The organism is Baekduia sp. (genome assembly GCF_035318805.1).
Classification (GTDB): Bacteria; Actinomycetota; Thermoleophilia; order Solirubrobacterales; family Solirubrobacteraceae; genus Baekduia.
Genome location: NZ_DATHDY010000046.1, coordinates 135,873 through 150,607 on the forward strand (window position 1 = coordinate 135,873; position 14,735 = coordinate 150,607).

Consider the following 14,735-nt stretch of genomic DNA (forward strand, 5'->3'; position numbering starts at 1 on the left):
TGAGCGATCTAGCCGACCACGGTGGTAGACAGCTGTGCGTCGAGCCAGCGCGTGATGCGGTCCAGCTCCGGACCCGCGCCCGGGATGACGTCGGGGATGTTCAGGAAGACGTGGTTCGCCCCCGCGACGACCGACGCGGTGACCGGCGTGTGCGCGGCGGCGAGCGCCCCCACGATCGCGAGGGACATCCCGAGCGCCTGGTCCTCGTCCCCGCAGGAGACGTAGGTCGGGGGGAAGTGCTCGAGGGCGGCGCGGATCGGGCTCACGCGCGGGTCGTCGAGACGCTCGCGCCACGACTCGCCGAGGTAGGCCTCGAAGACGGGGTTCGGGCCGGGGAACTGTCCGATCGGCCCGAGGTCGTAGATGCCGTACAACAACAGGAGCGCGCTGGCACGCGGCCCGTCGGCCGAGGGGTCGGCGTGCAGGACGCCCGTCGCCGCCGCGGCGAGGTTCGCACCCGCCGAGGCGCCGGCGATGGCCAACCGGTCGGGGTCGCCGGAGTACTCGCCGATGTTGGAGGTGATCCATTCGACGGCATACAGGACGTCCTCGAGCCCGGCGGGGAACGGATGCTCGGGAGCCAGCGCGTAGTCCAGGTTGACCACGACGAACCCCGCCTCGGCGATCTGCATGCCGAGCTTGCGCTCGTCCTCCGCGCTGCCCTTGAACCAGCCGCCTCCGTGGACGAACAGGAGGACGGGTGGCGCTCCGTCGACCTGCGGGACGTAGATCTCCGCGCTGATCTCCCGAACCGGCCCCTCGCGCAGCACGACGTGCTCGTGGAGCTCGACGGTGGCCGGCAGGTCCACGTTGAGGTGCAGGAAGCGGTTCTCCCCTCGGTCGACGACCAGATCGTCGACCGACTGTGCGAACGGCACCTTCACCTCACGTCCCATCACCTGCGAGACCCAGACCGACATGGGGTTCTCGGGCATCGACATCACTTGCCTCCTTCGTTGGCTGCGGCCTTCATGAACGAGCTGAACAGCCCCTCCTCGAGCCCGAGCCGCACCGCGCTCATCCGCGCCCAGTACGTCTCGCGCTGCGACGACTGGTGTCCGCGGTACATCGCGGTGTCCCGGAAGTAGCGGGCCAGCCGGCTGCCCGGCACGGAGGCCGATGATCCGGCGCTGCGGTACATCAGCTCCACGGCCTCGGCCGCGAGCGCGCCGGCCTGCTGCGCCATCGCATATAGCGCGATGACCTTCTGCATGTCGAACAGCTCGCCGGTCTGCGCCCAGCGCTCGGCGTGCTCCGTGTAGCGCAGCGTCACCGCGTCGATCAGGGCCTCCGCCGAGTCGGTGAGCGCCGCTGCCTGACCGTGGATCCGCAGGCTGTGCGGGTCCTCCGAGCGTGGGATCGGCGGCGGCGCGACCGCCTTCCGCGTCAACATCTGCTCTTCGAACTCGTCCAGGGCCGCCTTGGCCGCTCCGACCTGCACGGACGCGATCGACGTGTGGTAGGTCGCATGGGCGCGCCCGAGGTACATGGGGTTGCCGTGCAGCTCGATGCCCGGCGTCGGCACGGTCGGGTCCCAGCCCTCGTGCCAGTTGCCCGGCACGACGTGATGCTCCGGGACGAACACGTCCGCGACGACGATCGAGTTCGAGCCGCTCGCCCGCATGCCGAGCGTGCGGTCGCCGCCCCAGTTGTCGAGCACCGTCACCTGCGCGATCGGTAGCGCGATGTTGACCATGCGCGGAAAGCCCGTCTCCCCCGGGGCCTGCTCCAGGAACGCCCCGGCGAGCACCCACTCGGAGTACGGCACGCCAGAGCCGTAGTCGACCCGCCCGCTGGCGAGGTAGCCGCCCTCGGTCTCCTTCAGCAGGATGCCGGGGCCGACCGCCGTGTGTGGAGCGCAGTAGTTCCCATCGGTGAAGAACTCCCTCTGCGCCGTCTCCGAGAAGAAGCTGCCGGCCACGAGGGCGTGGCTCGAGCCGAGCGTGAGGCACCAGCCACTGCCCGGGTCGCCGCGCGAGACCTCGATCATCACGCGGTAGTAGGTCGTCAGGTCCAGCTCCAGGCCGCCGAACCGGCGCGGCACGAGGATCGAGTAGAACCCGGCCTCGCGGAACGCCTGGTGGATCTCGGGCGAGTAGGTGCCGCGCAGCTCGGCGGCCGCCTGCTCCTCTCGCAGCTGCGGCCGCAGTGCGGCGGCCCGCTCGAGCAGCATCTCGGGCGTGACGCCCTCCGCGGCGGGCTGGCTGATGACATCGGACATGCGTGACCTCGATCGTTGGCCGACAACATGGCCGAAGCTATCGGCGAGTGTTCAGGCTGTCAGCGGTTTTCGCGCGGCGCTATCGACAATGCCAGCACCGGCACGGGCATCCGCGCCCTGACCGGGATCCTCAGGCCGATCAGCACGGCCACCGCGCTCACGATCGAGGCGATCAGGAACGCGAGGGCGAAGCCGGCGTCCGTGGGCAGGCCGTTCGGGGCGACGTGCGCCGCCAGGACGCTCCCGGCCACGGCGCTGCCGGCCGCGGCGCCGGCGTTGCGCATGATGGTGTTGACGCCGCTGGCCTCGCTCGTCTCGTGCAGCTCGACCGCGTCGAGGATCAACGTCGGCATGGCGGGGTAGCTCAGCCCGACGCCGACCGCGAGCAGCATGCTCCACAGCACGATGAAGATCGCGCTCCCGTGGAGGACCGTGAGGAGGCCGAACGCGACCACGGCGATCGAGCACCCGACCAGCAGCGGCGTCCGCGCGCCCCAGCGGCCGATCACGCGTCCGGACTGGGAGGACGTGATCGCGTTGACGACCGCGTTGGGGACGAGCAGCAGGCCGGCGGCCGACGCGGTGAGCCCGAGCCCGAAGCCCGTGCTCGTCGGGACCTGGGCGAGCTGGGGAAGCAGGATGAAGGACCCGAACAACCCGAAGCCCGCCACGATCGTCGTGACGTTCGTCAGGAAGACCGGCCGGCGCCGGAGCGTGTGGATGTTGACCAGCGGCTGGTCGGTGTGCAGCTCGAGCTTGGTCCAGGCGGCCAGGATCACGAGGCCGACCGCGAAGCAGGCGAGCGTCGTCGGCGAGCCCCAGCCCCAGACGTTCGCTCGGGAGACCGCCAGCAGCGGAAGGCCGAACCCGATCGAGAACACGACCGCGCCGCGCAGGTCGACACGGCCGGGGATCCGGGTGCCGGAGTCGGGCAGCACCTTCCAGCACGTGCCCAGGGCGACCAGGCCGAGCAGCCCCTGCGCCCAGAAGATCGCCGAGACGTCGGCGTGCTCCGCGATCAGCCCGCCGAAGGGCAGCCCGAGGGCGCCCCCGACGGCCGGCGTCGCGGCGAGGAAGCCGATCGCGGTCGGCACGCGCTCCGGCTCCAGCTGATCGCGAGCGATCCCGTAGGCGAGCGGGAAGACCGCGGCGCCGAGGCCCTGCAGCGCGCGCCCCAGGATCTCCCCGGCGAGGCTGGGCGACAGCGCGCAGACGATCGACCCGGCGAGGAACGCCGCGAGCGCGGCGACGAGCACGCTGCGCTTGCCGCGCATGTCGCCGAGGCGGCTGAGGATCGGCGTGGCCGTCGAGGCGACGAGGAAGTACGCCGTCACCAACCAGGCCGTGTCGCTCGCGGTGACGTCGAACGTCCGCTGGATCACCGACAGCGCGGGCACGACGGTCGTCGCCGCGATCGACACGGTGAACGTGGAGAGCCCGAGGGCTCCCAGCAGCACGCGGGTCCCTCGAGCCGAGCTCTTCGCAGGGGGCACGGGCTCGGTCTAGCCGACGCTCACGCGCTCCCGAGAGCCGGCGCCGGCACAACCATCGAGAACGACAGCCTGCGCCGACGCGGAGCCGGGCGGCTCGAACGGCTGTGGTAGGCAGGCGCCGAGTGCAGGGTCCATTGGTCGAATCCGTCACCGGACTCGGCTGCCGCGATAGGAGAGAATCATGGAGTCAGACGTCCCACCGCGTTTGAATGACGCCGGGTTGGAAGAGGTCATCGATCCGGCCTCCAGAGTCGACGACGTTGCCGTCGACCCAGCGCAGCAGGCCGAGATCGTCCGGCTCCAGGCACGCTCAGGCGGCTTCTGGGTGGCGGTCACGCTGGCGCTGGTGCTCCTCAGCGAGCAGTCGGCGCTGGCCATCACCGTCTTCGCGCCGATCCTCCCCACGTTCGCGGCGGAGTACCAGACGTCCCAGATCGTGTGGATCCTGACCGTGTTCTCCCTGTCGGGCGCCGTCGCCACGCCGATCCTCGCCAAGATCGGCGACATCTACGGCAAGAAGCGAACGCTCGTGATCACGGCGGTGATCGCGGCCGTCGGCGCGCTGATCGGGATCCTCGCCAACAGCTTCTTCGTGTTGCTGGTCGGCCGGGCGCTGATGGGCGTCGCCATCGCGTTCGCCCCGCTGACCTTCGCGCTCATGCGTGACGTGTTCCCGCCCCGCTGGCGGTCGCTGGGCATCGCGATCTCGACCAACGGCATCGGCGTCGTCGTGATCGCCGGCCCGCTGCTGGCGTCGCTCCTGGTCGACAACTACGGCACGAGCTCCGTCTTCGTCCTCATGGGCGGCGTGTCGGTCGTCGGCCTGCTGCTGGTGGCGGTGCTCGTCCCCGAGTCGCCGCTGCGGACCAAGGGCTCCATCGACTACCTCGGCGCGCTGCTGCTCGCGAGCGGCGTGCTCGCGGTGCAGATCGCGATCTCCCAGGCGCAGGGTTGGGGCTACGGCAACGCCCGGACCCTGCTGGTCGCGATCGGCGGGTTCGCCCTCCTCGTGTGCTGGTTCTTCCAGCAGCGCCAGGCGCCGGAACCGCTGATCAGCATGAGGTTGCTGACCCGCCGGCCGATGTGGGCACCCCTGATCTCGATCTCGTGCGTCGTGGCGGCGACGTCGATGGGCGCCTATCTCGTCCCGCAGATGCTGGCGACGCCGAGCGCGGCGGCGCCGGCGTACGGCCAGGGCCTGGGCTCGACGGACATCGCGCTGGTCTTCGCCCCGGCGGGGATCCTCGTGATCGTCGGCGGCTTCTTCGTCGGGTTGACGGCGAGGTCCATCGGATTCCGCAACCACATCTTCATCGGGTCCGCGCTCGTCATCGTCCACATGATCTTCCTCGCGCTGCTGCACTCGGAGATCTGGCACTACGTCGTCGGGTACGCGCTGGGCGGCGCCGGCCTGCTCGTGCTCGCCGCGCGCCCGAACCTCATCCTGCTCGCGGTTCCCGAGGATCAGCGGGCCGTCGCCGGAGGCGTCGTCGGCACCGCCGACGGGATCATCGGGGGCATGATGCAGCAGATCTCCTACGTGATCCTCGCCGCGGCGGTCGCGCTGCAGGTCGCCCCGGGCGTCAACCTCTACGAGGAGGGCGGGTTCACCGCCGCGCTGTTCGTGGCCGCCGGCGTCGCGCTGGTCGGAGGCATCCTCGCGCTGCTGATCCCGCAGGGCCGCCGTCTCGGTCGCGGCGGCGTGTCGCTGCCGAGCGTCCCCGTCGCCGACGCGGCGGGCGAGATGGCGGGCTCGACGAGCTGACCCTGCCGCGCAGGCGCCGGGGCCGGCCTTCCAGAGTCCGCCCCGGCGTCCGTGCGCGGTCGGTGCGATCGGCCGGCGTGACTGCCGCATCCGCCAGCTGTGCCGCGCAGGACCTTTGCGCCGTCGCGAACTCCCGCTTCTATCTCGGGCATGACCCTCGCAGACCGGGCACCCGGCGCCCGCATCGTGCACCTGGAGGACGTCACGAGACGTCCGCGGAGCCTGGCGATCGGCGTGTTCGACGCAGTCCATCTGGGCCATCGCGAGGTGATCCGCGGCGCCCGCAGCGTGCTGACCTTCGACCCGCCGCCGGCGATGGTGCTCGGCCGTGCCGAGCCCCGTCACCTGCTCACCACCCTGCAGCAGCGGCTCGAGGTGGTCGCCCAGCTGGGAGTCCAGGAGCTCATCGTGATCGACTTCGATGCGATCGTCGCCGCGATGTCACCGAGCGAGTTCATCACCAGCTGGCTCGAGGACCGGCTGGGGGTCCGTCACGTCTCGGTGGGCGAGAACTTCCGGTTCGGCCGCCGGGGGGAGGGCACGCCGCAGCTGCTTCGAGATGCTGCGGCGTTCACCACGCACATCGCACCGACGGTCATGCATACCGGTGAGCCCGTCTCGTCCACGCGCATCCGCGAGGCGGTCCGCGCGGGCCGGCCCAGAGAAGCCGCGACGCTCCTGGGTCGACCGTTCGAGCTCTCGGGCACCGTCATCCGCCAGGACGGCAAGACCGTGTTCTCACCCGACCCTTGCGCGGTCGTCCCGGCGCCCCGTGCGTACCTCGGCCGGCTGGCCGTCGATCACCGCGGCCGGCGCTCGGACGTCGCGATCTCGCCCTGGCGGGGTGGCTTCGAGATCATGCCGCCGGTCGCCGGCGACGGTGCTCCGGCGCGGCTCGAGCTCGTCGACACCGTCGTCGAGGCCGTCGCGCCCGAATCCAGCCCCGCGGCCTCGACGTCGATGACCGGTCCTGCCTCCGATGTGGAGCGCGGCCGGAGCGGCAGATCGACGACCACCGACGTGCCGACCGGTTGACGAGCGGCGACGTGAACGGATCCGCCAGCCGCCGCGACCTGCCGCCGCAACGCTGACAGGCCATGGCCGGGGAGCCCGGCCGCCGCCCGTTCGTCGGCGAGGCCCACCCCGTCGTCGCTGACCGACAGCCGCAGCGTCTCGGCTCCGACGACGTGCAATCCGATCTCGATCGTGCAAGGCCCCGCGTGCTTTGCCGCGTTCACCAACGACTCGCGCGCAGCGCCGACCAGGATGTCGTGCGTCTCGTGCGAGCTCTCCGTCGCCGCCTGCACCGCGTCCGCGCCGATCGTCGACAGGATCTCGGCACGGAAGGTGCGCTGCGTCTCCTCCAGCAACGCCTCGAGACGGTCGCTGAGCAGCGCGCTCGATCGCTGTGGCAGCTCCGTGATCACCCGGCGCAGGGTCGCGTCGCTGCGCAGCAGCAGCGAGTTGGCGAGGACCGCGCGGTCGAGGACCTCCTCGGTCGTTCCCGGCAGGTCGATCACCTCGTCGAGCTGGATCTGCGCCGCGAAGAGCAGCTGCGCGACCTCGTCGTGCAGCTCGTCGGCCACGCGCTGGCGCTCCTCCATCCGCGCCAGCGCGGTTCGCTGAGCGAGATCGCGCTCCCCCGCCAGCGACAACGCGATCACGTTCGCGAGGCGAGCGAGACCGCGTCGCTCGGCGGTCCCGAACACCGTCGCCGGACTGGCGATGGCGGCGAGCGTCGCGATCTGCTGCGGTCCGATCCTCACCGGAGCCACGAGCAGCGCGCGGCAGCCGACGTCGGTGCCCAGCCCCAGCGGGTCCTCCTCGAGCTGACTCGTCAGCCACGCGACGAAGTCCTCCTGAGACGGCGGCGTCGGCCCGGAGCTCGCGACGACCAGGGGAGCGTGCCGGGAGGCGAACATGAGGACGGTCGACGCCGTGGCGCTCCGCATGGCGGCGATCACCTGGGGCAGCTTGGCGCCGACGTCCGTCGCCGGCCGCAGCAGGGCGGTCGTGTCCGACAGCACCGCCTCGATCTCGCTCTGGACGCGAAGCCGCCGCAGGGTCGCGGTGAGCTCGACCGCGACGGCGATCGGGCGCGACAGCAGCTCGGCGTCGTGGACGTCGGTCATCACGAAGCCGCGCGGCTTGTCGGCGATCTGCAGCACGCCGCTCGCCCGCCCCGACACGAACAGCGGCACCGTCAGCAACGACGCGGGCCACGGCGTCCACGTCGGCGCACGCTCGATCGGGTCGTCCTCGACGGGGCCGTTGGTCATGTACGAGCGGCCGAGCGCGAAGACCCGCGCGATCCCCATGCGCATGTCGTTGGCCGCGATCGGCTCGAGCGGCTGCTCGGCAGCGGTTCGCTGCGGGTTCGGGAGCGCCTCCAAGGCGTCGCTCTCGGCGTTGTGCAGGTACACGCGCGTCCGCACCGGCCCGAAGACGCTGCGCACGGCGGCTTCGATCCTCCCGACGAGGCTGTCGAAGCCGACGTTCGAGACGGCCGCGGCGAAGTCGAGGATCGCGTCGGCGCGTGCGATCCGTCGCTCGAGGTGCGCGCTGCTGCCTCGGCGCAGCCGTCGCCGGGCGATCGCGATGGCGGCATGGCGCGCGAAGTCCGACGCTAGGCCGTCGTCGCACGGCGCGTCCACCGAGCTGATGAGGTGGAACCCGCCCATGCGCTTGCCGCCGACGAACATGACGATGCGGCGAACCTCGCGGCCGTGCCCGACGCCGATGGTGGGCAGCAGCGCGACGAACGGCACACCGACTCCCGGCGAGACGAGCTCCTCCTGGTGGCGGTCCACCTGCAGCACGATCGGCCACAGCACCCGCGTGTCCTGTGCGGTCACTCCCGCGGACCCGACGATGGTCGTCCGATCCCGCGCATCGCGTCCGGTGATGAGGACGGCCGGGCAGCGCAGCGCCGCGCGCGCCTCGGTCGCCAGGAGGGTCAGATCCTCCGAGTCGAGCTGAGCGGCCGCCAGCGGAGTCGGGACCGCGTCCTCCGGCGGTGGGCTCATCTAGCTCGCCAGCTCCCCGTCCTCCGGCCCGGGCGCGATCACGCCGTCCTGCACCGCTCGGACGACCAGCGCCGTCCTGCTCGGCACCGAGAAGATGCGTTTGAGCTTCTGGATGTGGAAGCGGACGGTCGACTCCGAGATGTTGAGCCGCTCGCCGATCTGCCCGTTGGTCAGGCCCGCTGCGGCGAGCGCAAGGACACGTCGTTGGTGGGGCGTCGTCAGGTGGCCGGCGGCACGGCCGCTCGCCAGGCGGTCGAGGCGATGGACGATCACCGGGGCGCTGTCGCTCGAGAGCGAGCTGTGCGCGCCCGACCCGATCGCCTCGAGCGTCTCCTTCAGCACCGCGATCCCCGCGGCCTTGGTGACGTAGGCGGTCGCACCGGCCGCTTGCGCGGATCGCACGGTGTCGTCGCTCAGGTAGGTGGTGAGCATCACCACGGCGATGCCTGGCGTGTCGGCGATCAGCTGCCGGCACACCGTCTCGCCGGTCATGTCGGGCAGGCGAAGGTCGACGATGGCGACATCGGGCCGCACGCGCCTGGCCAGCGAGACGGCGTCGGCACCCGTACCGGCCGCCCCGACGATGCGGTACCGCGGGCTCGCGCGAAGCGACGCGACGATCCCGTTCCGGACGACCTCGTGGTCGTCGACGATCAAGACCCGCACAACCGATCCTCCCCTGCCGCGTCGTAAACGCCCGTCACAACGGCCCCCGCTCGACTCTACCCGTGCCCAACCCTGTCTGCCAGTGGAGCGAGCCTGCTGCGGGCCGAGGCACTGGCGTCATCCCCTATCGGCGCTCGGGGAGCGGCGCGGCCTGCTGCCACGCTTCGCGAAGCCGGCGTGCATGCCGATCGATGGCGGCGATCACCGTCGGGAGATCGCCCTCCCGGTAGCCGGCCACGATGGCACGATGGTCTTCAGGATCAGGGTGCTCGGCATGCACCGGCCCGGCGTAGGCCGCGGCCGTGGAGAGCTCGCGATAGTGATCCAGCAGCCGCGGGTTGCCGGCCAGCGCGACGAGACGCTCGTGGAACCCGCTCGCGGGACGGACCGGCCCGTCATGCGCTCGCTGCGGCAGCGCCTCGCAAGGGCTTGACGACAGCTCGTCGAGCGCATCGAGCTCAGCGTCCTCGACCCATCCCACGGTCAGCTCGGCCACCCCGACCTCGATCGTGCGGCAGGCCGAGATCATGTCCAGCGCCGCGCGCTGGTCGAGTCCGCCGACGACGTACGTGCCGTCCGGCTCGCGGGCGACGCGCCCTTCGGTGGCCAGGCGCTTCAGCGCGGCCAGCACGGACCCGGGCTCTCCGCCCAGCTGGCGGGCGAGCTCCTCGGCTGACAGCGCATGGCCCGGCGAGAGCGCCTCGCTGACGATCATGGCGCGCAGCGCCTTGTACACCGCAGCGTCGTCGCCGACGAGGAAGTGGCCGAAGGCGCCCCCGAAGTACGCGAGGGGGCGACCCTCGTACCGTGCGGCGCTCGACGCCGTGCCGATGAACACCGTGTGCGTGCCTCCGATCACGGTCTCCGTGACGTGGCATTCGACGTGCGCGAGGGCGCCGTCGACGAGCGGCACGCCGAGCTCCCCGTGGCGATGGTCGATGGACGCGAAGCGATCCGGGTGCCGCGACGCGAAACGCTCGGCGATCACCTGCTGGTCGTCGCGAAGGATGCTGACGCCGAACCGCCGCGACCGGCGGATCGCCGCTTCGGTGGCGGCTCCACGAAACAGGCACGCGAGCACCATCGGCGGCTCGAGCGAGAGCGAGGTGAAGGCACTCGCCGTCGCCCCGTAGTTCTCCCCCGCCTCGCGCGTCGACACGATCGTCACGCCGCTCGCGAACCGCCCCATCACCGCGCGGAAGTCGCTGGCCACCAGGCGTGCGTTCGGCGCGCCGGACAGGGCTTCTTCGGGGGGGAGTCTGCGGGAGGGCGCGTGCATCGGTCGTGCGCTCGACGCTAGTCGCCGGACCGGGCCTGGACCCGGCCCCGGATGGGCGAACTAGCGAGAGCGATGGTCATCGCCGCGGCGGCCGCGCCCTCAGCCGCTGATCCTGAGGACCGCGTTGCCGCGGAGGCGGCGATCGCGCAGCTCGACCAGCAGCGTGTTCGTCTCGGCCCAGTCCGCGACCGTGCTGATCTCCGGATGCAGGTGACCCGCCGCAACGAGGCGGACGAGCGTGGCGAGGTCGTCGGCGTACGAGCCGCCGCTGTTGAAGAAGCTGAACGGGACGATCCGCGCCAGCGAGGGAGTTCCCAAGGCGTACATGTCGAAGACGGCGGGCTCGCCGCCCGCCTGCCCGAACCACAGCACGAGCCCACCCGGCGCGACCTTCGTGAGCGCCGTGGTGAGCGACGTCCCGCCGATGGAGTCGAGGACCACGTCGAACGGCCCTTCGGCGTCGGCGACGTGCGTCACCAGCGCCTCGGCGCCCAGCTCCAGCAGCCGCGCACCACGCTCCTGGGAGGCCACCACGGCCGTGACGCGCGCCCCCTGAAGCGTCGCGAGCTCGACGAAGAAGTGGCCGAGACCGCCGGCGGCGCCGGTCAGCAGCAGCCGCTGGCCGGCCACCGAGCCCGCGTAGCGGAGCATCCGCAGGGAGGTGAGCGCCGCCGCTCCCAGCGGCGCCGCCTGCTCGAAGGAGACGGCGTCCGGAAGCTCGGCCAGGGCGCTCGTCGGCACGGCGACCGCCGTCGCCCAGCTGCCGAGTGGCGCCTGGCCGACCACGCGCGCACCCTCCGGCGGGCCGCTTCCGTCGGCGGCGGCCTGCACGACCCGTCCGGCCAGGTCGAGCCCCGGGCGCCACCCCGGCGGCGGTCCGGACAGCATCAGGACCTCGCCGCGGTTGATCGAGAACGTCTCGACGGCGACGATCGCCTCGCCGTCCTGCGGCTCCGGGACCGGAAGCTCTCGAAGCACGACGAACGTGTCGTCGTCGGGGGACGGCACGAGCCCCCGGACGACCGCCGGAACGGCAACCGATGTCATACGAGCTCCTTGGTCATGTGCTGGATTGCGCGATAGGAGAAGACCGTGGCGGTCCCGAGCGGCAGGCCGGGGCTCGGGTATGCGTGACCCGTCAGCGAGGCGCTGGTGTTGCCCGCCGCGTACAGGCCTTCGATCGGCGAGCCATCGGCCCGCAGCACGCGCGCATCGACGTCCGTCCGCACGCCGCCCTTGGTCCCGAGATCGCTCACGACGATCCTGGCCGCGTAGAACGGGGGCTGTGCGACCGGGCGCAGCGCCGGGTTGGCCGGCCCGTCGGGCTCGTCGCCCGGCGGGCAGAAGAACAGGTCGAACGCGTCCTCGCCGCGGTGAAACGCCTCGTCGACGCCGTTGGCCGCGCTGCGGTTGAACTCCTCGACCGTGGCGCGCAGGGCATCGCCCGGCACGCCGATCTGCTCGGCGACACCCTCGATGGTCGCCGCCGTCACCCACGTCCCGGCCGCCAGGTGCTCGGCCGCCGCCACTTCGGGCATGACCACGGCGGGAAGGATCCCGCCCTCCGACGAGTCGAAGACGAGGTGAGCCACCTCGGCTCCGTGCTCGATCATGGCCCGGGCGCAGCGATCGTAGGGCAGGCATTCGTTGACGAAGCGCTCCCCGCGGTCGTCGACCATCACGCCACGGCGAACGCCGACCATGAACGCGGCGGCGCCGTCGGGCAGCTCGACGCCGGTGCACCACCACGCCTCCTCGAGCAGGGCGGTGTCGGCGCCGACGGCGATCGCCGCCTGGACGAGATCGCCGGTGTTGGCCCCCCGCGGCCCCATGCTCCAAGCGGCCCTGCCGGGAATGCGATGCTCCGTGCGCAGCAGCGCGTCGGCCTCCATGCCGCCGGCCGCCAGGAGCACGCCACGTGCGGCCCGGATCGTGATCGAGCGGCCACCGGCGTCGACCGCTTCGACGCCCACGACCCGGCCGTCCTCGACGGTCAGCGCTCGGGCGGTCGTCTCGGTCAGCAGCTCGGCGTTGCCCGTGCCGCGCAGGGCCATCAACAACCGGCCGACGAGCGCCCGGCCGCCCACGTACGGGTCCTCACGATGGGCCTCTCCCGCGCGATCGGGCCCCGCATCCGGACGGATGAGGTCACGGAGCTCGCCGACGTCCGCGTCGGGCAGGTCGACGGGGTAGATCGCTCGACCGCTCTCGCGCCGGCCGGGCACCGGGTAGTAGTCGGGGAAGGATCGCCATTCGAACTCGATGTTCGGATCGCTCTCGAGCAGCGCCACCAGCTCGCCGGCGGTGGCGATGTACGCCTCCTGGCGCTCCACCTCGTAGTCACCGACGACTGCCCGGAGGTAGGTACGGGCATCCTCGGCCGAGTCCTCGACGCCGGCCCGCCGCTGCACCTGGGTGTCGGGCAGCCACAGACCTGCTCCGGAGTACGCCGTCGTGCCCCCGAACACCCCGGTCTTCTCGACGACGATCGTGCGAAGCCCGGCCGACGCGGCGGCATAGGCACCGGTCAGCGCCCCTCCGCCGGAGCCGACGACCAGGACGTCGCACTCCATCGTCGAGCTCGGCGATGCGGTTCCGTTCCCGCTCATGCGTCCAGACCCCCGAGCGCCGAGACGCGGCTCGAGGTGCCGCTCAACGCCGCCGCGCGGGCAGCGGCGACCCGCCCCGCGCGGGCGCCGAAGAACGAGCTGTCCCCCAGCGACACGCCGCTGCAATAGCCGTAGACCGCGAGGCCGGCACTGCAGCGACCGGCCGCGTAGAGGCCCGGGATGACCTCGCCCTCCGGATCGAGGACTTCGCTGTCGACGTTCGTGTGCAGGCCGCCGAGCGTCACGATGCCGGCGAGGTTGCGGAGATCCGCGACGTCCCCGCCCGGCATGCGCACGTAGCTGACGCCCTCTCCTCCGCCCGGCTTCGGGATGGCGCTCAGGTCCATGAGCGCGAACGGAGGCTCCAGCGGCCTGAGCCACTTCGGGCGCTTGTGCAGCAGCGGATCCTTGCCGTCTGCCGCGTGCTTGTTGTAGTAGTCGACGGTGCCGACGAGGGACCCCGGCGGGAAGCCGGCCTCGCGCTCGAGCTCCTCCAAGGACTCGGCGATCCATCGGGGCCGGCGGAACGTCGCGCCCGGGAGGTACGTCGCGTCGTCCAACAGGAGGAAGGCGACGCCCCTCTGGTTGCGCATCACGTCGATCCCGATGCGACCGAAGTAGGCGTCCTCGTTGACGAATCGCTGACCCAGCTCGTTGATGAGCAGGCCTGCCCGGACGGTGATCGGCGGCGTCATCGCCAGCGTGACGTCCGCAGCGTCCATCCGCACGGCGTTGGCGCCGGCGGCCTGGCCCATGCGGATCCCCAGCCCGTCCTGCCCCTCGTGTCCCTGCGGCATGGCGCCCTGCTCCACGAGCAGCGGGCTGTGCAGCGCCATCATCTCCTCGTTGTAGCCGAACCCGCCGGTCGCGAGGACGACGCCGGAGCGCGCCCGAACCCGGACCGTCGTGTCGTAGGACTGGCACTCGACGCCGACGACGACGCCGGCGCCGTCGATCACGAGACGCTCGGCGCCCATGTTGTACAGCGCCTTGATCCCGCGGGCATCCGCGGTGCGGAGCAGGGCCTTCGTCGCAGCGCCCTCGTAGAGGTCCTCGTCCTTCGGAACGTCCCGCGCGATGTGCCCACGCGGAACGGGCGGCGCCAGCTCGTCGTTCGGGAAGGACGCCTCCGCCCCCGCCCAGATGAGCCCATGGCCCGCGTACTCCTGCGCGCCGATGACGACGTAGCCGTCTTCCATCGCCGCCGTGAAGTCCGTGCCCTCCTCGTCCGGACCCGTGACGAACGGGACGCCCGACCGCACCAGCCAGTCGTAGTGCTCGACGCTGCCGGCGCAGTACGCGTCGAGCTTCACCTCGTCGACGAGTCCCGCACCCAGCGCGGAGCGCAGCATCGTCCGCATGGCCTCGGGCGTGTCCTCGTACCCGGCGGCGTGCTGCATCTCCGTGCCGCCACCGAGGTAGAAGATCGCGCCACACAGGCCCTCGGAGCCGCCACCGCGCTCGAGGACCAGGACATCGGCACCGCGCTCGTCCGCGGCGAGGGCCGCGCACACGCCCGCGATGCCGTAGCCGACGACGACGACGTCCGCCTCGTGATCCCACGACTCGACCACGCTCTCGGGCAGCGGCCTCGTCCGAACCTTCTTGCTGGTCAACCGTCTCTCCTGTCCGTCCGGGTTGCGGGCGTTGGTCTACCGGCCCGCGGTCGGCGCGAC

Annotated in this window: 10 protein-coding genes and 1 pseudogene; 2 read left to right on the forward strand and 9 right to left on the reverse strand. The window is 71.8% G+C overall.

Translation table 11 applies throughout. From position 1 onward, the window contains the following. Positions 1 to 8 precede the first annotated feature (8 nt). From VK501_RS11290 to VK501_RS11300, 3 genes are read right to left on the reverse strand one after another with little or no spacing between them, the layout of a single operon-like run. Positions 9 to 941: an alpha/beta hydrolase gene (locus VK501_RS11290; protein ID WP_324337513.1), complete on the reverse strand. Its 933-nt coding sequence runs from the start codon at positions 939 to 941 to the stop codon at positions 9 to 11. Further along, positions 941 to 2,221: an acyl-CoA dehydrogenase family protein gene (locus VK501_RS11295; RefSeq protein WP_324337514.1), complete on the reverse strand. Its 1,281-nt coding sequence runs from the start codon at positions 2,219 to 2,221 to the stop codon at positions 941 to 943. Before VK501_RS11295 ends, VK501_RS11290 begins: the two co-directional genes overlap by 1 nt. 59 nt (positions 2,222 to 2,280) lie before the next feature. After that, a complete protein-coding gene (locus VK501_RS11300) occupies positions 2,281 to 3,678 on the reverse strand; it encodes an MFS transporter (protein WP_324337515.1) in 1,398 nt (465 codons plus the stop codon). A 217-nt stretch (positions 3,679 to 3,895) separates the two neighbouring features. Between VK501_RS11300 and VK501_RS11305 the strand changes: the two genes are divergently transcribed. Together VK501_RS11305 and VK501_RS11310 are read left to right on the forward strand one after the other, a co-directional pair. Continuing rightward, complete coding sequence (locus VK501_RS11305; RefSeq protein ID WP_324337516.1) at positions 3,896 to 5,479, forward strand: MFS transporter; 1,584 nt, start codon at positions 3,896 to 3,898, stop codon at positions 5,477 to 5,479. A gap of 150 nt (positions 5,480 to 5,629) precedes the next feature. Continuing rightward, positions 5,630 to 6,514, forward strand: a complete 885-nt coding sequence (locus VK501_RS11310; protein WP_324337517.1) for an FAD synthetase family protein — start codon at positions 5,630 to 5,632, stop codon at positions 6,512 to 6,514. A gap of 17 nt (positions 6,515 to 6,531) precedes the next feature. Here the strand turns inward: VK501_RS11310 and VK501_RS11315 are convergent. From VK501_RS11315 to VK501_RS11340, 6 genes and pseudogenes are all read right to left on the reverse strand, one after another. Beyond that, positions 6,532 to 8,505 (reverse strand): annotated as a pseudogene (locus VK501_RS11315) (GAF domain-containing sensor histidine kinase); the annotation flags it as partial. Further along, the gene (locus tag VK501_RS11320) at positions 8,506 to 9,171 is read right to left on the reverse strand and encodes a response regulator transcription factor (RefSeq protein ID WP_324337518.1); all 666 of its coding nucleotides are present in this window, start codon (positions 9,169 to 9,171) and stop codon (positions 8,506 to 8,508) included. 124 nt (positions 9,172 to 9,295) lie between these two features. After that, positions 9,296 to 10,384 carry a flavin reductase gene (locus tag VK501_RS11325; protein WP_324337519.1) on the reverse strand — a complete coding sequence of 363 codons (1,089 nt, stop codon included), beginning with the start codon at positions 10,382 to 10,384 and terminating at the stop codon, positions 9,296 to 9,298. A gap of 165 nt (positions 10,385 to 10,549) precedes the next feature. Next, positions 10,550 to 11,497, reverse strand: a complete 948-nt coding sequence (locus VK501_RS11330; protein WP_324337520.1) for a zinc-binding dehydrogenase — start codon at positions 11,495 to 11,497, stop codon at positions 10,550 to 10,552. Beyond that, positions 11,494 to 13,059 (reverse strand): FAD-dependent oxidoreductase, encoded by a 1,566-nt coding sequence (locus VK501_RS11335; protein ID WP_324337521.1) that lies wholly within the window; start codon positions 13,057 to 13,059, stop codon positions 11,494 to 11,496. The genes VK501_RS11330 and VK501_RS11335 overlap by 4 nt, the downstream gene beginning before the upstream one ends. After that, the gene (locus VK501_RS11340) at positions 13,056 to 14,675 is read right to left on the reverse strand and encodes an FAD-dependent oxidoreductase (protein WP_324337522.1); all 1,620 of its coding nucleotides are present in this window, start codon (positions 14,673 to 14,675) and stop codon (positions 13,056 to 13,058) included. The genes VK501_RS11335 and VK501_RS11340 overlap by 4 nt, the downstream gene beginning before the upstream one ends. Between the last annotated feature and the right edge of the window lie 60 nt (positions 14,676 to 14,735).

What these genes read in the sequence shown, in the direction of transcription:
- VK501_RS11290 (WP_324337513.1), bottom strand. Translation starts at nt 941, where the DNA reads ATGTCGATGCCCGAGAACCCCATGTCGGTCTGGGTCTCGCAGGTGATG.
- VK501_RS11295 (WP_324337514.1), bottom strand. Translation starts at nt 2,221, where the DNA reads ATGTCCGATGTCATCAGCCAGCCCGCCGCGGAGGGCGTCACGCCCGAG.
- VK501_RS11305 (WP_324337516.1), top strand. Translation starts at nt 3,896, where the DNA reads ATGGAGTCAGACGTCCCACCGCGTTTGAATGACGCCGGGTTGGAAGAG.
- VK501_RS11310 (WP_324337517.1), top strand. Translation starts at nt 5,630, where the DNA reads ATGACCCTCGCAGACCGGGCACCCGGCGCCCGCATCGTGCACCTGGAG.
- VK501_RS11330 (WP_324337520.1), bottom strand. Translation starts at nt 11,497, where the DNA reads ATGACATCGGTTGCCGTTCCGGCGGTCGTCCGGGGGCTCGTGCCGTCC.
- VK501_RS11335 (WP_324337521.1), bottom strand. Translation starts at nt 13,059, where the DNA reads ATGAGCGGGAACGGAACCGCATCGCCGAGCTCGACGATGGAGTGCGAC.